Genomic DNA, 22,351 nt, shown 5'->3' on the forward strand with positions numbered 1-22,351 from the left:
GTACTGGTTCATCCGCGCACTGGCTGATATCGGATCAAGCCCAGCCAGGATTCCTAGTCGCTCTTGGGACAACGTGGGGTTATGCCGGCTTTATCGACCTGCTAGAACGACTTACCCAGCAGCGCAAGCACGGCATCCCTCGACCTCCTCGGCGAATCAATCGATCAGGTGCTGCAGATAGTCGCCATCCGTGATTTATCCGTGCTGGGGCTGTTGAAGCTCGCCAGAGGAGCGGAGGAAAGGAGCGAACCCGAAGATGGCTTCGCCCTCCTCCCTTGGTGACATCCAGCAGGCGATCAGGACTCTCCCAACGACGCCATGTCGATGACGAAGCGGTACTTCACGTCGTTGCTCTCCAGGCGCTTGAAGGCGACGTTGATGTCCTGGATGCGGATCAGCTCGCAGTTCGGCAGCACTTGGTGCTCGGCGCAGAACTCGAGCAGTTCCTGGGTCTGGGCAAGGCCGCCGATCAGCGAGCCGGAGATCGAGCGATTGTTGCGGGCCAGCAGGCCGCCATGGATTGGCTCCAACGGCTCCAGCGCGCCGACCAGCACCAGCTTGCCGTGGCGGCCGAGCAGCATCAGGTAAGGGTTGACGTTGTGCTTGCGCGGAATGGTGTCGAGGACCAGGTCGAAGGCGTTGCCGGCGCCCTTCATCGCCGCCGGGTCGGTGGACAGCAGCACGTGGTGCGCACCCAAGGCGCGGGCATCGTCGGCCTTGCCCGGCGAGGTGGTGACCACCGTGACTTCCGCGCCCAGGGCCGCCGCCAGCTTGACCGCCATGTGCCCGAGGCCGCCGAGGCCGACCACGGCCACCCGCGTACCCGGTTTCACGCCATGGTCGCGCAGCGGCGCCCAGACGGTGATGCCGGCGCACAGCAGCGGGCCGGTGTAGCGCAGGTCGAGCACCTCGGGCACGCGCAGGACGAACTTGTCGCGCACCACGATGTGCTGCGCATAGCCGCCCAGGGTGGTGTCGCCGGTCTGGCGGTCGCGGCCGTTGTAGGTCGGGGTTATGCCCTTCTCGCAGTACGACTCCTCGCCCTGCTCGCAGGCTGCACACTGTTGGCAGCTGTCGACCAGGCAGCCGACCGCCACGCGGTCGCCCACCCGGTAGCGGCTCACTGCGCTGCCGACAGCCGTCACGTGGCCGACGATCTCGTGGCCGGGCACGCAGGGGAACACAGTGTTGCCCCAGTCGTTGTGGGCAAAGTGCAGATCGGAATGGCAAACGCCGCAGTAGGCGATCTCGATGGCCACGTCGTCGTCACGCAGCACACGACGCTCGATGCGCATCGGGGACAGCTCGGCATGGGTCTCATGTGCACCATAGGCAAGGCAGTTGGTCATGGAAGTTCTCCAGGTAGTTAGCAAAGGGCCGCCACAGCTGGTGCATTTGCGGCCTGCTGTCTTCAAACGTTGTGATAGGGGCGGTGGTTCATAGCACTAGACCGAGCGTTGCTCGTCGGTGAAGGTGCAGCACCGACGTTTTGCAGGGATATGGCCTACGTCTGCAGCACCTGTGGCGATCAGCTTGTCGCCTCAGGCTGGGTGATGGACTGGCCTTGCGCCGCCCACTCAGTCGGATCAGCCTCACTGGCGAGCTTGAGCCGACAGGAAACTCCCTGGCTTGTCCTTCGGCACTGCAGTTCACGAAGACAGGGATAGAAGGACGGTCGCCATGGGCCGACGTCCCGCAAGCGGGACGTCGGTGTGCTCGGAGGGGCTGGAGGTTAGCGGACGCCTGCGTTGCGCAATGCCGCCGGGGTGTAGTCGGACATTTTGCTGGTGCCGCCGTAGACCGGTGCGTGCTTGGACTCGTTGGTCATCGCCAGCACGTTATAGCGGCCGGCGATCAGGTCGTAGATACCCATCATCGCGTAGGTAGCCGCCTGACGTTCGTAGTCGCTGTACGCATAGCCCTCTGCGACCCGCCACAGCTGACCGCGGCCGTCATAATGATCGACCTCGGCCAATTGCCAGGTGTCCTCGTCGAAGTACATGTCGCGCTTGGCATAGATATGCCGCTCGCCGGCCTTCAGCGTGGCGACCACATGCCAGACACGGTGCAGCTCGTAGCGGGTCAGGTCCTGGTTGATGTGCCCAGCCTGGATGATCTCGGCGTACTTATGCTTGGGCAATGCCAGTTCATAGTTGTTGTAAGGGATGTACAGCTCCTGCTTGCCGACCAACTTCCAGTCGTAGCGGTCCGGAGCGCCGTTCATCAGATCGGCGTTGTCGGCAGTGCGCATGCCGTCAGCCGCGGTGCCCGGACCATCGTAGGAGACCTGAGGGGCCCGACGTACGCGACGTTGGCCAGCATTGTAGAGCCAGGCCATGCGTGGGTCATTGACCTGATCGATGGTCTCGTGGACCAGCAGGACGGTACCGGCCATGCGCGCCGGCGCAGTCACCTGCTGCTTGTAAAGGTACTGCAATTTGTCGGCGCGGCCCGGCTCGACGCCATCCATGTGCTGCGGATAACTGAGCTCATCCTCGTACCCCACGATGGTGTAGGAGCCATTGGTCTGCGGCGCGGCCTGGGCAGCCTGGCGGACCATGTTGCCGCCGCGATAGCGGTTGGTGTGGTTCCAGTACACCTCTACGCCACTTTTCGGCAGCGGGAAGGGGTAGTAGCGGGAAGCCGCGAAGTTAGCCAGGCCGTTGCCGCCATCCGTCAGCGTGACGTTGACCGCGCTCTTCTTGGCTGCCTCGTAGGCTGCCCCTGGAGCACCGCCGGTGCGCTGGCTCTGGTACACCGGGATCTTGTAGCTGTCCGAGTAGCGCTTGAACATCGCCAGCTGGCCGGGGGTCAGCTTGTCCTTGTACTGCTCGGCGTTGGCCGCGGTGATGACGAACAGCGGCTTCTCGCCTGCGAACGGATCGCCGAGGAAGCCATTGGCATCCACTGGCGCCGCGCCGGGTTTCAGGCCGCCAGTCCAGGCCGGGATGCTGCCGTCGGCGTTGCCTTCCTTCTGCGCGCCGAGCGGGGTCAGGATGGTGCCCAGTTTGTTGGCCTCCTCCTGGGAGACGGCCGCCATCACGCTGCTGGCCAACAGGGTCAGCGCCAGGGCACCCATTTGCATCATTGTTTTTGTTTTCATGCTGTGTTTCCTCTTGCAAGTGCCAATCAGAAGTTCACGCCGAAGCTGAGTGCCACGAAGTCGCGGTCACCGTTGCTGTTGAATTCACCGCCGAAGAAATCGGTGTAATTGAGGCTCGCGGTATAGGTGTTGGCGTAATCCGCATCCAAACCGAGGCTGATGGCTTTGAGGCCTTCCTCGAAGTTCGGGCCGTTGCCATCGACGTCATGCGACCAGGCCACGCTCGGCGCCAGGTTGATGCCGGCGAACATGTTCGGATAGTCGAGACGGGCGCGAGCGCGGTATCCCCAGGAGTCGGTGGTGTAGAAGCCCTTGTCGTTGCACTCTTGCTGCGGGTTGGACGGTCGCACGACGTTGGCAGGCTGGCCCGGTACCGGGTTCAGGGTCCCGGCACAGGTCGCCGGACCCGCTGCGGTGGCTAGCTGGCCGGCGCCCCAGACAGTGCTACGGCCGAAGCGCAGATCGGTGCCGTCGGCATCGCCCAGACCGTTGATGCGGTTGTAACCGACTTCGCCGACCAGGGTCAGACGGCTGGCACCCATGACCTGATCGAAGAACTCGGTCGCGGTCATCTGCGTCTGCAGTACCGGCATCCGCTCGTAACCCTGCAGTGCCGAACCCGGCGCATTGACGGAATGCCCGCTGACGAACAGCGGCGAAGTGGCGTTGCCTACGGCTGCCAGGTTGAGGTCGGCACCATTGAGCTGCAGCGGCATATTCGGCCGGAAGCTGACTTCACCACCCAGCGAGGTGCCTGCGATATTGGTCTGGAAGCTCAGGCCGTAGAGGCGGATGTCTTCGGGATAAACGACGTGATAGCTGGCGCTGCGTACCGCATTGATGGCGCCGGAGGTGGCGCCCAGTCCTGTGCCGGTCGCGGCTGTCGTCGTGGCCCGAGTAAAGTCGAGGTTCGGGTTGCGAGAATGGTAGTCCAGGTAGTAGGCACCGAGCTCGGTGTCGTTCAGCTCCGGGATGAACCAGCGCAAGGCTACGCCGAATTGACCGTCGTCTCGGGCATCCTTGGTTTTGGTGCGCGGGACAAAGGCGTCATCAGTTCCGGAAAGAGGGTTATTGAGGAATACCCCCGGCCCTACCTGAACCGTCGAGCCGGCAACCGTCGCCAGGTTGTTGCCACGGTTCGCCGCTCCCGGCGGCAGATCCAGGCCGGCGATCACTGCACGATCGGTGCAGCCTTCCGGAACCGCATCGCTGCCGAAGAAGGTGCCGCAGTTGTCGAGAACGCTGCTTTCCCATTCGAGCTGATAGAAGGCCTCGGCCGTGATGTTCTCGCTGAGGTTCTGCGACAGGTAGAACATGTTGACCGGGATCAGGCCTTCCTTGACCTCGGAGCCCGGACGGCGCAGCGCGGCGACGTCGATTGGGTTGATGCTGTTGATCGAGTTACCGATGAAGGTGCTCTCACCCCAGCTGACTACTTGCTTGCCCAGACGCACGTTACCCGGCAGCTCGCCGATGTTGTAGTTGTGGTAGACGAAGGTGTCGAGGAACATCGCCCCGGACGACTTGGCAGCGCGGTCACGGCCGCTGTCGTCGATGTCGTAGAACAGGCGGTGCTCGTCCTTCAGCTCGAAGTCGTACCAGTACTTGCCGCGCACGAAGACGCCGCTGTCGCCGTACTTCAGCTCCAGGTCGTGCAAGCCTTTGAAGATTTTCGAGAAGGTCTCGCCCTTCTTGAAGTTCAGGCGGTTGTCGTCAGCGGTCCGCGCCGAGGAATTGCCACGCACACCTTGCGCGTTGAAGTTGGAAATGAAATCCGGATCCGGGCCGCGGGTTGCCCAGCTGGCACCAACCGACAGCGATGAATCGAACTGCCCTTCGACTTCCCCGATATTGAAAATAATGGCGTGAGCAGGTGCACTCAGGCCGACGGCGACGGCTGCAGCCAGCAGATGCGGCTGGAAGACTCCGCGCTTTGTTGTTGTTGTCATGCGGCGCTCCAAAAAAATGGATCAAGTGGAGGCCCCATGCTAGGTCGCGCATCGGAGGGTCAAAATTGCCTGTTCAGACAATTTGCCGGGTTACCCGAAAGGTTGAGACGAGCGAAAATCAGCCTGCCGCTGCGCTCGCCTTATGCCCGCGCGTGGCCGCCGGTAACAGCGTGCCCGGCGCACCACTGTTACCACCCCACCGTCTCCTCGCGCGCGAGGTAGAAACCGGGCGATACCTCTACCTCGAACGGCTGATTTGGCGACTGCGGAATCGGACCGACAATCGACGCGCGCGCAGGGCCAGGCCTTGCACCCGATCGACTGTCGCCCGTGCCGAGGAAATCATGCCTGCCTGCCCTTCCCTGACGCCCGGCACCGCCTTCGCGGCGGCCACGCCGCCGCCCCTGCCCTCGCTTCACCAGTCCCGTCCGCACCTCATCGACGAGCTGGGAGCCAAGCCCTACCGCCTGCGCCTGCTTTATGCGCCAGCCGGTTACGGCAAGAGCGTGCTATTCAATGAATACCTGCGTCACCTCGCGCCCACGCCACGTTGCCTGTGGCTGAGCCTGCGCGGCCAGGCCCCCAGCCTGGACTGGCTGTGCGCGCAGCTGACCATACTGCTGCCCGGCCCGAGCGAGCCGGCAGCGCTGCTGGAACGACTGCGGCTCCCCGGCGAGCCGCTGGTGCTGGTGCTGGACGACCTGGGGGCCAGTAGCAATGACGCGCTCAACGTCTGGATCGATCAACTGCTGAGCCTGCCGGAAACGCCGCTGCAACTCTGGGTCAGCTGCCGCCAGCGATCACCTTGGCGGCTCGCTCAGTTGATGCTCGACGATCAGCTGCTGGAGCTCGGCGCCGAGCGCCTGTCCTTCTCCCGCCGCGAATACGACGACCTAGTGCCTCTGTTCGATCCGGCGCCCGGCAGCGAGGCAGCGGAGTCGGCCTGGCAGCAGACCCAGGGCTGGTGTGCCGGTGCGCGCCTGCTGCTGGGCACAGCGAACGGCGCCGACTGGTTGCGTCAGTACCTGGGTGACGAACTGCTGTCGCGGGTCTCGGCGGAGGAGCGCCAGCTGCTGATCGGCCTGGCGCACCTGCCGCGCGTGTCTGCCGAATTCTGCGACCAGCTGTGGGAGCTACAAGATGGCGGCACCGTGTTCCGTCGGCTGCTACGCGATCACCCCGTCTTCCAGCCAGTAGACTCCAGCGCCACCTGGTATCGCCTGCTCCCGCCCGTGGCCAGAGCGCTGCAGGGTGAGCTGGGTGCCTCCGAGCTGAGCCGCTTGCGGCTGCATGCCTGTCGCTACCTGAGCGGCGCCGGCTTCCTCGACGAGGCGATTGAACTGGCGTTGAGCGCCGGCCAGGTCGAGGTGGCGGTCAGCTACATGCACCAGCTGACCCTCGACTGGCTGTTCAGCGAGCAGCACCTGCGCACCTGGCTCGACTGGCGCTCGCGCCTGCCCCTGGAGCTGCTGGAAAGCACGCCACTGCTTATCTACCTGAACGCCCGTGCGTTGCTGATGACCTGGCGTCTGGATGAGGCGGCGACCTGCCTGGAGCGCCTGAACCGGGCGATGCCGCAGGTCACCGCGCGCCGCCACTGCCGCGTGCTGAGCAACTGGCAGGCGCTGCACGGCACCCTGCGCGGGCTGCTCGGCGACGTCGCAACGGCGCGCGAGCACTGCAGCTCCGCGCCCGACCATCTGGATCTGCGTGACTGGCAGTCAGCGGTCCTTTGCCATTCCACCCTTGCCCGCGTGGAGATGGCCGCCGGACAACCGGACCAGGCCCGCCAACGCCTGCAAAACGCCGTGGAGCTGAGCCGGCGCCAAGGCTGCCTGGCCAGCGAGGTGCTGATCGACACCGACCGCATCCGTGGCCTGCTGCTGAGCCACGAACTGTCGCTCGCCGAGGCCCTACTCGACGAGGACTTCGCTCTGGTGGCCGCCAGCGGCAGACAGCACGCGCTGCTGCTCGGTCGCCTATGGATCCTGCGCGGCGAGCTGCTGCTGTTGCGTGGCAATCTGGACACCGCCGAAACGGCACTGGTGAACGGCGTGAAATATGCCGAGCTCAGCGCAGACCCTTGCGTCCTGCATGGCAGCCTGGGCCTGGCGGAAGTGGCGGCCTGTCGCGGTCAACACGAGCGGGGCCATCGACATCTGCTCGAGGCGGAACGGCGCATGCAGCGCGCCAATGTGCACGCCGACTGCTACCAGGCCGTGATAGCCCAGTTCCAGCTGCGCATTCTGGCGCGTCAGGGGCTCTGGCAGCAGGTGCTGCCGCTGGCCGCCAGCCTGGAGGAACAGGCCCATACGGCAGCGGGACGTCTGCCACCTCTGCACGCCCCCTCCATGCATCAGCGCAATCGCTACCTGCTCGCGCTTGCCGAGTTCGGTACGGGCCGCGCCGCGGCAGCGGAGTCGCGCCTGCGTCGGCTGGCCGATGAGTGTGAGCGTATGCAGTTCCGCGGCCTGCTCGCCGAGGTGCGCGTGGCGCTGTTCCGCGTGGAGCTGACACTCGGCCGAACGCCTGCCAGAAACGCCGAGGATGGCGCGATACTTCCCCCTTTCAGCCTGGTTGCCGGCTGGGACGAGAGTCTCGGGACGAGCGGCAGCACCGTATCGCATGCAAAAGAGCTGACCGCTCGCGAGTTCGGCGTGCTGGAGCTGCTCGCCGAAGGGCTGTCCAACCAGGAGATCAGCGAACGACTGTTTATCTCCTTGAATACCGTCAAGGCGCACACCGTCAGCATCAACCACAAACTGGGGGTCAGACGACGCACCCAGGCGGTAATGCGCGCACGCTCGTTCGGCATGCTGTCCTGAGCGCAGGCCAGTGACATCGTCCGGAACAGTTCTGATGTTTGTGTAGGAGCGAATTTATTCGCGAAAGGCGGTAAATCCATCGCGAATGAATTCGCTCCTACGGGCTTTTGTGGGTTAGCCTCGTAGCGGTGTAACTCACCAGCGGCATCGCCCGGAACACCGGCGTCCAGCCGGGGCGGTGGATTACGCCTACGGCTAACCCACCCTACGAGTCCGTGCGGCTAATTCAGTTAGCCAAACAGGCCACTAGTCCAGCAGCTGTAGCGCCCGGGCAATGGCGATCGCAGCGGTACGGCCATTGGCGCCGAGCTTGGCGTTAATATTGCGCAGGTGGGTCTTAACCGTGTGTTCGGACAGACTCATCCGCTCCGCGATGTTGCGGTTGCGGTGGCCGGCAGCCAGCAGGCGCAGGACGTCGAGTTCGCGCGAAGTCAGATGGGCGGCCGCCTCGACAGCGCCGGACACGCCAGTGACCGCCGCAACGCCGAAGCGGCGTAGCAGGCCGGCGAGAAACTCGGGCCGCACACCCAGGCTGCTGGCCTGCGTCTGGTGCACGACCGCCCAGCGCTGCAACAGCCGAGCGAGGCCGGCGCCTTCGTCGAGAAAGCTGCGGATGAAACCTTCGTGCGCGGCGAGGCGCAAGGCTTCGGTCAGCTCGGTGAACGCCTCGCCGTCGCGATCGAGGCCGGCTAGCGCCATGGCCAGCAGCAGCCGCAGCTTCAAGGCCCGGCGCTGACGGTGCTGGCGCAACGCAGCGGCGAGCGCCGCCGCCAACTCGTCGGCCGCCTCGGCAAACTGACCGCGCGCGATGCCCAGACGCTGCCGGGCGACGAAGGTATCGTCCACGTCGCTGGCGTACATGCGCAGCTCCGGACGCATCCAGTCGGCGTGGTTGTCGGCACTGTGCAGCGCCTGTGCTGCCAGGTCGAAACGTCGCTCCAGGGTGGCCACGCGAGCACGCTCCAGCCACACCGCGCAGATCACCCGGTGCAGCCCGCAACGGCGACCGGCCTGCTCCAGCTCGGCGAGGTGACGCTGCCAGGCCGGCCGGTCGCCGTCGAGCAGGGCCATGCGCGCCAGCAATACCTGGGCACTGATCATCGCATCGGCACCGTTGCTGAAACGGCCGCCGCGTGGAATGCCCGTCAGTATGCGCCGCGCTTCTTCGAGCTCATCAGCTTCGTACAGCAGAGCGGTCCGCACGATATCTCGCGCCAAACTCCCCGCCTCCCATCTCCTGCAACCGCCGGCCCGCGGCCGGCTGGCAAGCGTGCGCAAACGGACGAGGGCACTGCCCAACCGGCCCTCGGTCAAGTCGAGAATGCTGTCGAGGGTGTCAGCGAGGTTATCGACGATCGTCGCCCGCTTTGTCGTCGCCATGCCGACCAAGCGACTCAGTTGCAGGCGCGCCTGCCCGTGCTCACCCAGGCCGATCTGACAGTAGGCCAGGCTGATGGCCAACAGGCCATGGTGCAGTGAGTCGCCCGGCGGTAGGCGTTCGATGTGCTGGAGACAGGCGGAGTGGGCGGCTTCGAACTGGTCGGTGAAGACCAGCAGCAGGCAGCGCAGGCTTTCGCTCTCGAGGCTGAACGCCTGCCGATCGATCAGCTGTAGGGTGTCCTGGTAACGCTGTTCGAGCACCCGGATCCAGGCCTGCACCAGGGCCAGACGCGGACGCCTGGCCACGGCCGCGGCTGGCAGCTGGTCAAACCAGCGCGCCAAGGTGCGCAACCGCCCCTCGTCGATCAACTGATCGAGGATCGGCTCCAGTCGATCGAATACCGCCTCGTATTCGCGCGCCTGTAGCAGGTGCTCGATGGCGGCAGCCGGCTGGCCATTGTCGAGTGACCAGCGCGCCGCTCGCAGGTGCAGTTCGTGGAGGCCATGCGGCTGCCGGTGCTGGAGCGTGGCGCGGAGAAATTCGGCGAACAGCGCATGGTAGCGATACCCGCCGTCGCCGAGGGGAAACAGGAACAGGCCGGCACGCTCCAGGCGCAAAAGCATGCTCCGCGCATCGCCGCTACCGGTCAGCGCCTCGCACGCGGGCACGCAGAGTCGGTCGAGAACGCAAGTTTGCTGCAGGAATTCGCGAGTTTCTGCGTCCACACCGGCCAGCACCACTTCGCTGAAGTACTCGGCGAGCGCCGGGGCCATGCAGCCGTCGCGCCGCGATAGCGTCGCCATCTGCAGCGCGACCGGCCAGCCTTCGGTACTGCGCAGCAGCTCGGCCAGCGCTTGCTCGTCGAGGTCCAGGCACTCCTGGTCGAGCAACTGACGGGTTTCCTGCTCGCTGAACGCCAGCGCGGTGGCGTCGAGCTCGCACAGCAGGCGCTGCGCGCGCAGCCGGCCGAGGGCTATGCCTGACGCGGCACGCGAGGCGATCACCAGTTGCATGTGCGCGGGCAGCACCACCAACAGCCGCGAAACCAGCTCATCGACCGCCGGCGTGCGAATCGCCTCGTAGCCGTCGAGCAACATCACCAGTGGCGTGGCCGCGCGCGCGATTCGCGCCAGCAGGGCCTGGCCGCTATCGGCAACCGCCACCTGAGGCAGGTCCAGCGCATCCAGGCCGGCATGCAGGTGTGCCAGGAAACACTCTGGGTCGTTGTCTGTCGCATCGAGGCTGAGCCATAGGGTGCTCTGCCCACGATCTTCGCAAGACTGGCGGTACTGCTGCAGCAACGTGGTCTTGCCGAAGCCGCTGGCGGCGCGGAGCAGAATCAGCCGGGCCTCCTGATCCTGCGTCAACTGCGCGAGCAGCCGTTCGCGCGGTAACGACTTCGCCGAGGCTTCCGGACTGCGCAACTTGCGTGGATCGATCGATACCGGCGACGTCGCCCGGAGCATCGCGACCCGTTCATGCATGACCGGCAGCATGATCACTGCAGGCGCTTGAACCTGGGGTAATGACAGCTTGGAGCCTTCGAACATAGTGCCCTCCACAACTGGCCGACAAGCGCAGAGCCCGCCACCCGCCGCCATCCGAGCGATTAGTAAAACCTAGGGCAAAGCTAGGCCCCTTTGCCCTGTCGTTGTCCCCTCCACGAGAGTGGGAGGCAAGCCACCCCTCCTCCCTCGTTCGAGCGATTGCCCATCCTCGCCCCACCACAAAAGCCCGTAGGAGCGAATTCATTCGCGATGGATTTACCGCCTTTCGCGAATAAATTCGCGCCTACACGAACAGCAGATCCTAGGGCCGTAGGGTGGGTTAGCCGCGTAGCGGCGTAACCCACCATGGATGCCGGCAGGCATCCCCGTGGCCGGCCCTCCGGCCGGTCGGGAGAGGGTTCTGCTCTCCCTCTCCCCGCTGGGGAGAGGGTCGGGGTGAGGGGAAGAAGCCTCGTAGCAACGCAACCTCTTCGCCTGTATTGGCTGCGCCCCCTCACCCTGACCTCTCCCGGCGGGAGAGGGTTCTGTCCGCGTGGCCTGCCTGTGGCACCAAAACCTAAATGAACAGCATTGCGGCTAACCCTACAAAAGCGATGCGCAGCACCTAACCGGTGCATAGCCAAAAAATATCGAAATGGGCGTGTGCTTCGCGCCAGTACTGGACTTCGACGAAGCGCCGCACCACCCACACAACCAGGCGCGCGGCACCTTCATGGCGACCGCCGGGGTACCCCCCCACCCTTTTCCCACTCTTTGTGAGCGGAATACTTAGCCCGCCAGCCGAGCAAATATGACTTCACGAGTTCCGCTATCGCGGTGATCTGACCACTGTCCCAGGAGAACAAGATGTCGCAGAAAACTTACGTCGCCGGTGTCGGCATGATCCCTTTCGCCAAGCCTGGCCAGAGCGGTAGCTATATCGAGATGGGGGCCGAGGCGGTTCGTCTGGCTCTAAAGGATGCCGGCATCGACTACAACCTGGTGCAGCAGGCGTATGCCGGCTACGTCTATGGCGACTCCACCTGCGGCCAGTCGGCCCTGTACGAAGTCGGCATGACCGGTATCCCGGTGATCAACGTCAACAACAACTGCGGCAGCGGCTCGACTGCCCTGTACCTTGCCCGCCAGGCCGTGGAAAGCGGCACGGTGGATTGCGCCCTGGCCTTCGGCTTCGAGCAGATGCAGCCGGGTGCATTGAAGAACTTCTGGACCGACCGCCTGCCCACCATGGGCAAGGGCCTCGATGCCTCCGCCGTGGCCTTCCCGGAAGGCATCGGCATGCCGGGCGCGCTGATGTTCTTCGGCGGCGCCGGTAAAGAACACATGCAGAAGTACGGCACCAAGATGGAGACCTTCGCGGCCATCCGCGCCAAGGCCAGCCGTCACGCCGCCAACAACCCGCTGTCCGTGTTCAAGAAGGTCGTCACCACCGAAGAAGTGATGGCCGACCAGGTCGTCTGGGAAGGCGTGATGACCCGTCTGATGGCCTGCCCGCCGACCTGCGGTGGCGCTGCGGCGATCCTTGTGTCCGAGCGCTTCGCCAAGAAGCACGGCCTGCGCACCGACGTGGTGATCCTCGCCCAGGCCCTGGCTACCGACAAGCCGGACGCCTTCGATCCGCCGTCGATGATCAGCGTGGTCGGCACCGGCATGACCCGCCAGGCCTCCCAGGAAGTCTACGAGAAAGCCGGCGTCGGCCCGGAAGACATCCGAGTCTGCGAACTGCACGACTGCTTCGCCCACAACGAACTGCTGACCTACGAAGGCCTCGGCTTCTGCAAGGTTGGCGAGGGCGAGAAGTTCGTCCTGGACGGCGACAACACCTACGGCGGCCAGGTGGTCACCAACCCGTCCGGCGGCCTGCTCTCCAAGGGCCACCCGCTGGGCGCCACCGGTCTGGCCCAGTGCTACGAGCTGACCAACCAACTGCGCGGCACGGCTGGCGCACGTCAGGTCGAGAACCTGCAGCACGCCTTGCAACACAACCTCGGCCTCGGCGGCGCCGGTGTCGTGACCCTCTACGGTCGCGGTTGATCGCCCTCCATCCCGCGCCTGGCGCGGGCCCCAGCCTTACGACAGGAAATAACTGAAATGGCAGACAAGAACCTGATCGGCCGCTCCCTCGGCGTGACCCGCAGCGAAGTAGAGAAGGGGCGCCTGCGCTTCTTCGCCAAGGCTATCGGCGAAACCGACCCGGTCTATACCGACGAGGCCGCTGCGGAGGCGGCCGGCTATCCGTCCCTACCGGCGCCGCCGACCTTCCTCGCGTGCCTGGAAAGTGAAGGTCGCAACCCGCAGTCCATCGTCGAGGACGTGATTGGCTTCGATCTCGGCCGCATCCTGCACGCCGAGCAGAGCTTCGACTACCACCGCATGGCCTTCGCCGGCGACGTGCTGACCTTCGATACCCGCATCGTCGACGTGTACGACAAGAAAGGCGGCGCCCTGCAGTTTGTCGTGCAGGAATGCCGTGTCACCAACCAACGCGGCGAGCACGTCGCCGACCTTCGTTCGTCGCTGGTCCAGCGCTGAGGAGCCCATGATGTCCATTCCTAAATACAGTGATGTACAGGTCGGCGACGAGCTGTCGCTGATGAAGCTGCGCCCGGTCGACCGCACCATGCTGGCCCTGTACGCCGGCGCGTCCGGTGACCACAACCAGGTCCACATCGACACCGACTTCGCCCGCAAGGCGCGTCAGCCGGACGTGTTCGCCCAGGGCATGCTGTCGGTCGCCTACCTCGGCCGCCTGCTCACCGCCTGGGTACCGCAGCCGCGGATCCGCAACCTGTCCGTGCGCTTCGTCGGCATCACCTGGATCGGCCACATCCCGCACCTGACCGGCCGGATCACCGAGAAATTCGAAGAAGGCGGCGAGCAGCGCGTGCGTCTCGAAATCCAGTGTGTCAACCAGCACGGCGAGCCCAAGCTGGTCGGCGACGCCGTGGTCGCGCTCGCTTAAGTCTTCCTACCGAACAAAAAAACTTAGGGAAACCATCATGAAAAAACTTGAAGGCAAAGTTGCCCTGGTCACCGGTTCCGGGCGTGGCATCGGTCGCAGCGTCGCCCTGAAACTGGCCGCCGAGGGCGCCAAAGTGGTCGTCAACGACCTCGACGCCGCACCGGCCGAGGAAGTGGTCGCCGAGATCCGCGCCGCCGGCGGTGAAGCCGTGGCCTGCGTGGGCAGCGTCACCGCGGTCGACTTCGCCGATCGCTTCATCAAGACCGCCGTCGACTCCTTCGGCGGCATCGACATCATCGTCAACAACGCCGGTTACACCTGGGACAGCGTGATCCAGAAGATGTCCGACGAGCAGTGGTACGCGATCATCGACTGCCACCTGACCGCGCCGTTCCGCATCCTCCGTGCCGCCCAGCCGGTGATCAGCGCCCTGGCCAAGCAGGAGCTCGCCGAAGGCCGCGTGGTCTACCGCAAGGTGGTCAACATCTCCTCCATCGCCGCGGGCGGCAACGCCGGGCAGACCAACTACTCCGCTGGCAAGGCCGGCATCCTGGGCATGACCAAGACCCTGTCCAAGGAGTGGGGCCGCTACAACATCAACGTCAACGCCGTGGCCTTCGGTCATATCGATACCCGCATGACCCAGGCGCTGGCCGGCGACGAGAGCAAGACCGTGAATATCGAAGGCCGCGAAATCAAGGTCGGCATCCAGCCAGCCACCATCGCCGCCAGCAACCAGATCTGCCCGCTGGGCCGCCCGGGCACTCCGGACGAGGGTGCCGGTTCGGTCTACATGTTCTGCATTCCCGAGTCCGACTTCGTCTCTGGTCAGGTTCTGGTCTGCGGCGGCGGTTACGGCAACATCTAAGCCTGCGAGAAACCATCATGCGTGTAGAAAACTACCGTTCTCCCTGGGAAGACGCCGATCTCACCGCCTTCCGTGACAGCATCCGCCGTTTCATTCGCGAGCAACTGTTGCCCCACGAAGACAAGTGGCGCGCGCAGAAGCGCACCGACCGCAGCGCCTGGCTGGCCTGCGGCGAGATGGGCATGATCCTGCCGGACATGCCCTCCGAGTACGGCGGTGTCGATGGCACCCCGGCGCACTACGCCGTGGCCACGGAAGAGTTGATCTATGCCGGCGCGACGAGCATCGCGCTAAGCGTCAGCCACGTCGTGGGGCACTACATCCTGGGTAGCGGCACCGAAGCGCAGAAGCGCGAGTGGCTGCCGAAGATCGCTTCCGGCGAGTGCATCACCTCGATCGCCATGACCGAGCCGGGCACCGGTTCCGACCTGCAGGGCGTGCGCACCCGCGCGGTGAAGAAGGGTGACAAGTACGTCATCAGCGGCTCGAAGACCTTCATCAGCAACGGCCAGAACAGCGACATGGCGGTGGTGATCGCCAAGACCGACCTGGAGGCCAAGGGTTCGAAGGGCATTTCACTGTTCATCGTCGACACCAAGACCCCCGGCTTCCAGCGCGGCAAGTGCCTGGACAAGGTTGGCCTGCCGGGCCAGGACACCTCGGAAATGTTCTTCGAGGACTGCGAAGTGTCGGCCGACTGCCTGATCGGTGGCGTCGAGGGTCAGGGTTTCATCCAGCTGATGCAGCAACTGCCCTACGAGCGCGCGGATATCGCCATCCAGGCGGCCGCCTCGCTGGAGCGCGCGCTAGCGCTGACCGTCGACTACACCAAGGAGCGCAAGGCGTTCGGCAAGTCGATCCTCGACTTCCAGAACACCCGCTTCACCCTGGCCGAAGTAAAGGCCACCGTGCTGGCTTCCCGCCTGTTCGCCGATCTGGTCGTGCAACGCTGGGTCGACGGTACGCTGGACAGCACCCTAGCCTCGATGGGCAAGTTCTGGCTGACCGACCGTCAAGGCGAGGTGATCGACACCTGCCTGCAGTTCTTCGGCGGTTTCGGCTACATGAACGAGTACCCGATCGCACGCATGTTCTCCGACTCCCGCGTGGCCCGCATCTATGGCGGCGCCAACGAAATCCAGCGCGAGCTGGTCGGGCGTTCGTTGTAACCCATGGAGCGTGAGGATGCCGCCTTTCCACGGAGGAGGCGTCCAACACGGCCAGGGATGGCCGTACCCATGGCGCGGCACCAGCCGGCCGTGAAGATCAATCACGAGGCATCGTCATGAGAAGTGAGGCCAACGGCCGCATGGCAACAGAAATTGGGCGGCGCCTGCTGCACACCCGCCAGGTCATCTGCAAGGGCTACCTGCGCGACGACGGCCTGTTCGAGTTCGAGGGCGTGCTGGAGGACAGCAAGACCCAGGCCCACTCGCTGAACTACAAGCACATCGCCGTCGGCGAACCGGTGCACCTGATGCGCATCGTCATGACTGTCGATGCCGAACGGGTGATCCGCGAGATCCAGGTGAAAACCGAAGCGGCGCCGACACCCTTCTGCGCCGAGGTCAACCCTGCCTATACGGCCCTACAGGGCCTGAAGATTGCGCCAGGTTTCAAGAAGAAAGTCGCCGAATGCGTGGGCGGTGAAGCCGGCTGCACCCATCTGACCGAATTGCTCGGGCGGATGGCGACCACTGTGTACCAGACCATCGCGACCTTGAAGTACGAGAGCGAGCGCCGCTCGGAGGCGGTCATCGGCACGGACAACCGCTGGGTAATCGGCGGCTGCCATGCCTATCGGGTTGGAAGCGAGGGTGCGCGCCGGCTGGCGGTCGATCGGGATGGCGCCGGCAAGTCAGGCGACGACCTATAACTACAAGAGAGGAGATTCCCCTATGTACATCACCCAAGGCCTGCACCGCCACATGAAGGAACGGCCTGACACGATAGCCGTCCGCTACCAGGGGCGCAGCATGACCTTCGCCGAACTCGGCGACCGCATCGCCCGCCTGGCCGGCGCGCTCAAGACCCTCGGCATGGCCAGTGGCGACTGCGTAGCCATGCTCTCGCGCAACTCGCAGCGCTACATCGAATACGTGTTCGGCGTACCGTGGGCCGATGGTGTGCTCAACCCCGTCAACACTCGCTGGAGCGTGGCCGAGATCGTCTACTCGCTGGACGACTCCGGGTCCACTGTACTGATTGTCGACGACACTTTCGCCGAGATGGGCCAAGCCATCCTCGAGCAGGCCAAGACCATTCGCACGCTGATCTACGCCGGCGACGGCGAGACACCTGCCGGCATGCTGTCGTACGAAGCGCTGCTGGCCGCCGCCGAACCGATCGCCGACACCCGTCGGGGTGGCGATGCGCTGCTGGGCATCTTCTACACCGGCGGCACCACCGGTTTTCCCAAAGGCGTGATGATTAGCCACAACAACCTGGCATTCGCCGGCTTCTCGAGCATGAGCAAGGGTCTCTTCGACCGCCACTCGGTGTACCTGCACGCCATGCCGATGTTCCACCTGGCCGACTTCTCGGCCCTGTACTGTCTGACCGTGAGCGGCGGCGTGCACGTGCCGATGCCGGCCTTCAGCGGTGAGGCCGCGGTGCAGGCCATCGTCGATGAGCAGATCACCGAGATGCTGCTGGCGCCGACCATGATCCAGATGATGCTGGACGCGCGCATCGCCAGTCCGGCGCTGGCCACGGTCGACCTGGACTCGGTCCGCCACATCGTCTACGGCGCCTCGCCGATCTCGCCGACCCTGCTCGACCGTGCCTGCGAGGCCTTCCCACGCGCCGCTTTCTTCCAGGGTTACGGCATGACCGAGCTGACCACCATCGGCACCACGCTCGCCCCCGAATACCACAACGAAGAACACCACCACAGCGGCAAGATGTACTCCGCCGGCACGGCGGGCGCCTGCGTCGAAGTGCGCATCGTCGATACCGATGACAACGAAGTGCCGCGTGGCACGATCGGCGAGATCGCCGTGCGCGGGCCGAACGTCATGCTCGGCTACTGGAACAAGCCCGAGGCCACCGCCGAGGTGCTGCGCGACGGCTGGATGCACACCGGCGACGGCGGGTATATGGACACCGAAGGCTTCGTCTTCATCGTCGACCGCCTCAAGGACATGATCGTCAGCGGCGGCGAGAACATCTACTCCGCCGAGGTGGAAACCGCCATTGCCAGCCACCCGGCCGTGGCCCAGTGCGCGGCCATCGGCATTCCCCACGACAAGTGGGGCGAAACAGTGCATGCGGTGGTCGTCCTCAAGCCTGGTCATAACGCCAGCGAAGACGATATCGTCAACCACTGCCGCGAGCGCATCGCCGGCTACAAGTGCCCGCGTAGCGTGGAGTTCCGATCCTCGCTGCCGCTTTCCGGGGTCGGCAAGATCCTCAAGAACGAGCTGCGCAAACCCTACTGGGAGGGTCGCAAGCGCAATATCGCCTGAGCTCCGCGATACCGACGCCACGCTCGCGGCTCACCGCCTGCGTGGCTTTTGCGTTTGCGTTTGCTTGCAATTGACGGTCAAGCTTAACGAATTACCCGCGCACTGGAGTCCGGATTCCCCATGAAGCCCACCTCTCTGCTGATCACGACCAAGTTCGCCCCGCCGCGCATCGGCCGCTACTCAGTGCACCGCGAGGCGCTGCTCGACAGTCTGCATCAGGCGCGCCACAGCCGGCTGGTGGTGCTGTGTGGCAGCGCGGGGTTCGGCAAGACCACGCTGCTGGCGCAGTGGCGTCAGGACCTGATCAAGAACGGCGCCACGGTCGCCTGGCTGTCGCTCGCCCAGGAAGACGGCGAGCCGGAACAGTTCTGCGCGAACCTTATCGGCACGCTGCAGCAGGCCGGCCTGTCGATGGATGAGCTGAGCACTATCAGCCTCAACGAAGACCTGCAGCTGCTGCCGCCACTGATCATCAACACCCTGGCGCGCTGGCCCAGCGAGCTGTACCTGCTGATTGACGACTTCCAGCACATCACCTCGCCGCGCCTGCTGCTGATGATCCAGGCGCTGCTGGACAACGCCCCGAACAACCTGCATCTGGTGCTCGCCTCCCGCAGCAAGCCGGGGCTACTGCTCGGTCGCCTGCGCGCGATGGACGAACTGTTCGAAGTCGGCGACAGCCACCTGGCGTTCAACTTCCATGAGTCCATGGAGCTGCTCAAGGCCTATCTGGATGCCGGTATCGACTTGGAGCTCGCCCGCTCGCTGCATGACAAGACCGATGGCTGGCCCATCGGTCTGCAGCTGATGTCGATCGCGCTGAAAAACAACCCGCATAAGCGCAGCAGGACCGAGGCACTGCTGCCAACCAGCGCCGCCCTCGGTGATTACCTCGACGAGGACGTGATCGCCGACCTGCCAGCGGAGCTGCTCGAATTTCTCTACCAGATATCCATCCTGCTCCGCTTCAATGTCGAGGTCGCCGGCTACGTCACCGGCTCGCCGCGCGCGGCGGAGCTGATCGCCATGCTCGAGGCGCGCAACCTGTTCCTGCTGCCGCTTGATCTGCCCGGGCGCTACCAGTGGTACCGCCTGCACCCGCTGTTCGCCGAGTTCCTCAGCCAGCGCCTGGCGCTTTCGGGTATCGACACCCAGCCGCTGCATCGGCGCGCCGCCCACTGGTTCGAGGAAGCCCGGCTGGTGAGCGAGGCCGTGCGCCATACCCTGCAATGCGCCGACGTCGACCTGTTGGTGCAGTTGCTCGAGCGGGTGCAGCCCTCGCAACGCAGCATCAGCAATCTGCGGCAGTTCCTGTGCTGGCTGGATCAGGTGCCGCTGGCGGTGCTGCTGCAGCATCCCAACCTGCTCTTGCTGGGGATCTGGAGCTGCGTCCTGACCCTGCTGACGGACAAGGCCGATACCTGGATCAAGGCCTTGGAAACGGGATCGAAAGTCGCCGAGTGGGCACCCCAGCTCGCCCTGCTGAAAGCCGCCATCGCCCTGCAGCGCGACGACATTCCGCGCTGCTTCGCCTACCTCGAGACACTGACTGACACGGCGCTGGACAACAATTTCCAGGAACAAGCGCGCGTGAGCCTGACGCTCGGCTGTCTTTGCCAGATGGGACGCTACGCGGAGGCGCGCGGCCTGTTCCAGTCCCAGGCAGGCCGCGTGGTGCGCCATGGCGACGAGGAAATGGCCCTGGTCGGCCACACCAGCCTGGCCACCGTCGCCCTGTTCGAAGGCGCGGTGCTGGAGGCCGAACGCATCGCCGCGCCGGTGCTGCTGCAAGCCGAACGGCTGTATGGCCGGCGGGCGGTCAGCACCTGCTACTGCGCCATGGCGATGGCCGAGGTGTTCTATGAACAGGATCGCATCGACGAGGCGCGAGAGGTGCTCGCCAATCGCATGGACGTGCTGCGTTTCTCGGTGCCCGATCGCATGATCAGCGTTGCCCTGTCCCATGCCCGCGTGCAATACCTGCAGGAAAGTCCGCGCAAGGCCCTGGATTACCTCGCCAAGCGCGCCGAGTATTTTCGCGACGCCGGCCTCGATCGCGGCCTGGCTAACATGCTCGCCGAGCAGATCCGCATGGGCCTGCAATGCGGTGACTGGCGGCATGCCGAGACGCTGTTGGCGGCGCTGGATGTTATCAAGGACCGCGACTACGAGGCGTCACCGCGCAACGCCGAAATCGTCTCGCTCGCCGCGCTGTCCCGAGCCCGGCTGGCGCTGACCTGGAAACACCCGGAAGCGGCGCTGCTGGAGTTGCAGGTGGTCGCCCGGCTGGCCAGCGAGTTCGACCGGGGCATCGTCAAGGTTCGGGTGGATATCTTGCAGGCACTGGCGCTGCAAGCACTCGGCCGCGATAGCGAAGCGGCCGAGCGTAGTCATTCCGCCCTCGCCAGCGGTTATCGCCTGGGTCTGAAGCGCTCACTGCTTGACGAGGGCGAGGCGTTTCAGCAATTGCTGAAAGACCTGGATCTCGACGACCTCCCACTGCTCGATGAGTATCGCGACAGCCTGTTGCAGCAGGACGAGCAACCACCGGAGACGAGCGCCAGCGAGAAGCTGCCGAAGGACAGCCAGGGGTTGCTGACCAAACGGGAGCTGGAAATTCTGACCCTGATGAGCCAGTCGATGTCGAACAAACACATCGCTCTGACGCTGAGCATCAGCCTGCAGACGGTGAAATGGTACGTGAAGAGCATCTTCCACAAACTCGGCGTTTCCCGGCGTTACGACGCGGTGGTCGCCGGGCGCAACCGCGACATACTCCCCAAGCAGATCTGAGCGGCGGAAAGCACTTATTGCCGGCTAGGCCAACCTAGCCTCAGCCATACCGCATTCCGGCAGAGAGGTAGTGGGCGATCCGCCCACTCAGCCATCAGCCTTCGCCTCGGGGCGTAGCGCCAATGCACGCCTGACGCGCAGGCGAGCGCGAAAGCCTGATATCCGTCAGCGATGATGAGAAGCGAAGCCGAGCCTTCTCCAACAGAGAAGGCTTGGCTCTGGCTCAGAGACTGCGGGCGACCAGCTCGCGCATGATGTCGTTGGCGCCGCCATAGATGCGGTTGATCCGGCTGTCCAGGTAGTGGCGGGCGACCGGATACTCGAGCATGTAGCCGTTGCCGCCGTGCAGCTGCAGGCATTGGTCGACGACCCGTGAGTACAGCTCGGTGCACCACAGCTTGGCGGCCGCCGCAGCTTCGGGGCTCAGAGTGTGCTCGAGGCACAGCTCCATGCAGCGGTCCACGTAGGTCTGGCCGATGGCGATCTCGGCCTTCAGATCGGCGAGTTTGAAGCGCGAGTTCTGGAAATCGATGATCGGCTTGCCGAACACGGTGCGGCCACGGGTGTAGTCGATGGTCTGTTCGAGCACCGCCTGGCTCGCCGCCATGCTGAGAATGCCGATGCTCAGGCGCTCCCAGGCCAGTTCCTTCATCAACTGGTAGAAGCCCTGCCCCGGCACGCCACCCAGGACGTTCTCCTTCGGCACGCGGCAGTCCTCGAAGAACAGCATGGTGGTGTCCTGCGCGTGCTGACCGACCTTGCGCAGCGGCTTGGACTTGGTCAGCCCGACGCGGTCGGCCTCGACCAGGATCAGCGAGATGTCGGCAGCGCCCTTGCCGCTGTTGCCGGTCTTGGCCACCACGATCACCACATCACAGTTGGTGCCGTTGGAGATGAAGGTCTTGGCACCATTGATCACGTACTCGTCGCCGTCCAGCACGGCGCGGGTCTTCACCGCCTGCAGATCGGAGCCGGTGTTCGGCTCGGTCATCGCCACCGCGCTGATCACCTCGCCGCCGGCCATCTTCGGCAGCCACTGCTGTTTCTGCGCCTCGGTAGCGAAGTTGATGAAGTAGCCGGCGCAGATGTCGTGGACGTTGAAGCCAACCAGCCCGGACAGCCCGGCGCGCGCCACCTCCTCTACGGCGATCATGGTTAAGCGACGATCCAGCCCGAGGCCGCCATAGGCCTCCGGCGTGGTGGCGTTGAGCATGCCCAGCTCGCCGGCGCGACGCCAGATCGCGCGCGGCACCACGCGGTCCTCCTCCCACTGCTCGTGGAGCGGCGTGCACTCCTCGGCCAGGAAGCGGCGAACGGTGTTGCGGAACTCTTCATGTTCGTGGTCGAACAGGACACGTGGAATCATCGGGCTTCCCCTGGATGCAGGTTAATCGTACCGGCGGCATCGCCGGCGGCGCTTCGCGTCACCATAGGCCGTTGCCCGCCTGCCACACCCCCCGTGGCGAGTAGGTATTCGTCCCCGCCTCCCTCCCCA

At 64.8% G+C, this 22,351-nt stretch carries 14 protein-coding genes; 9 read left to right on the forward strand and 5 right to left on the reverse strand.

The window, feature by feature from the left end; translation table 11 throughout:
* Positions 1–296: 296 nt before the first annotated feature.
* From NVV93_RS10070 to NVV93_RS10080, 3 genes are all read right to left on the reverse strand, one after another.
* Positions 297–1,349: an NAD(P)-dependent alcohol dehydrogenase gene (locus tag NVV93_RS10070; RefSeq protein WP_258250536.1), complete on the reverse strand. Its 1,053-nt coding sequence runs from the start codon at positions 1,347–1,349 to the stop codon at positions 297–299.
* A gap of 383 nt (positions 1,350–1,732) precedes the next feature.
* Entirely contained in the window at positions 1,733–3,103 is a 1,371-nt protein-coding gene (locus NVV93_RS10075; RefSeq protein ID WP_258250537.1) for a DUF1329 domain-containing protein, read from the reverse strand.
* A gap of 26 nt (positions 3,104–3,129) precedes the next feature.
* A complete protein-coding gene (locus NVV93_RS10080; RefSeq protein ID WP_258250538.1) occupies positions 3,130–5,052 on the reverse strand; it encodes a DUF1302 domain-containing protein in 1,923 nt (640 codons plus the stop codon).
* A 344-nt stretch (positions 5,053–5,396) separates the two neighbouring features.
* Between NVV93_RS10080 and NVV93_RS10085 the strand changes: the two genes are divergently transcribed.
* Positions 5,397–7,877: a LuxR C-terminal-related transcriptional regulator gene (locus NVV93_RS10085; protein ID WP_258250539.1), complete on the forward strand. Its 2,481-nt coding sequence runs from the start codon at positions 5,397–5,399 to the stop codon at positions 7,875–7,877.
* 246 nt (positions 7,878–8,123) lie between these two features.
* On the opposite strand, the gene NVV93_RS10090 is transcribed toward NVV93_RS10085, so the two are convergent.
* A complete protein-coding gene (locus NVV93_RS10090) occupies positions 8,124–10,808 on the reverse strand; it encodes a LuxR C-terminal-related transcriptional regulator (RefSeq protein ID WP_258250540.1) in 2,685 nt (894 codons plus the stop codon).
* A gap of 804 nt (positions 10,809–11,612) precedes the next feature.
* Between NVV93_RS10090 and NVV93_RS10095 the strand changes: the two genes are divergently transcribed.
* The 8 genes from NVV93_RS10095 (at position 11,613) to NVV93_RS10130 (ending at position 20,856) form a co-directional block, all read left to right on the forward strand.
* Positions 11,613–12,800, forward strand: coding sequence for a lipid-transfer protein (locus NVV93_RS10095; protein WP_258250541.1), 1,188 nt, complete (start codon positions 11,613–11,615; stop codon positions 12,798–12,800).
* 57 nt (positions 12,801–12,857) lie between these two features.
* Complete coding sequence (locus NVV93_RS10100; RefSeq protein ID WP_258250542.1) at positions 12,858–13,298, forward strand: MaoC family dehydratase N-terminal domain-containing protein; 441 nt, start codon at positions 12,858–12,860, stop codon at positions 13,296–13,298.
* A 10-nt stretch (positions 13,299–13,308) separates the two neighbouring features.
* Positions 13,309–13,728, forward strand: coding sequence for a MaoC/PaaZ C-terminal domain-containing protein (locus NVV93_RS10105; protein ID WP_258250543.1), 420 nt, complete (start codon positions 13,309–13,311; stop codon positions 13,726–13,728).
* A gap of 37 nt (positions 13,729–13,765) precedes the next feature.
* Positions 13,766–14,596 carry an SDR family NAD(P)-dependent oxidoreductase gene (locus NVV93_RS10110; protein WP_258250544.1) on the forward strand — a complete coding sequence of 277 codons (831 nt, stop codon included), beginning with the start codon at positions 13,766–13,768 and terminating at the stop codon, positions 14,594–14,596.
* A 17-nt stretch (positions 14,597–14,613) separates the two neighbouring features.
* Positions 14,614–15,765: an acyl-CoA dehydrogenase family protein gene (locus tag NVV93_RS10115; protein WP_258250545.1), complete on the forward strand. Its 1,152-nt coding sequence runs from the start codon at positions 14,614–14,616 to the stop codon at positions 15,763–15,765.
* A gap of 140 nt (positions 15,766–15,905) precedes the next feature.
* Positions 15,906–16,472 (forward strand): DUF2889 domain-containing protein, encoded by a 567-nt coding sequence (locus NVV93_RS10120; protein WP_258250546.1) that lies wholly within the window; start codon positions 15,906–15,908, stop codon positions 16,470–16,472.
* A gap of 22 nt (positions 16,473–16,494) precedes the next feature.
* On the forward strand, positions 16,495–18,063 hold the full coding sequence (locus tag NVV93_RS10125) for a long-chain-fatty-acid--CoA ligase (RefSeq protein WP_258250547.1): 1,569 nt from the start codon (positions 16,495–16,497) through the stop codon (positions 18,061–18,063).
* Between the two features lie 120 nt (positions 18,064–18,183).
* Complete coding sequence (locus NVV93_RS10130) at positions 18,184–20,856, forward strand: LuxR C-terminal-related transcriptional regulator (protein WP_258250548.1); 2,673 nt, start codon at positions 18,184–18,186, stop codon at positions 20,854–20,856.
* 223 nt (positions 20,857–21,079) lie between these two features.
* Here the strand turns inward: NVV93_RS10130 and NVV93_RS10135 are convergent, their stop codons facing one another.
* On the reverse strand, positions 21,080–22,222 hold the full coding sequence (locus tag NVV93_RS10135) for an acyl-CoA dehydrogenase family protein (RefSeq protein ID WP_258250549.1): 1,143 nt from the start codon (positions 22,220–22,222) through the stop codon (positions 21,080–21,082).
* Positions 22,223–22,351 lie beyond the last annotated feature (129 nt).

The sequence above is a fragment of the Pseudomonas sp. LS44 genome (assembly GCF_024730785.1).
GTDB lineage: Bacteria > Pseudomonadota > Gammaproteobacteria > Pseudomonadales > Pseudomonadaceae > Aquipseudomonas.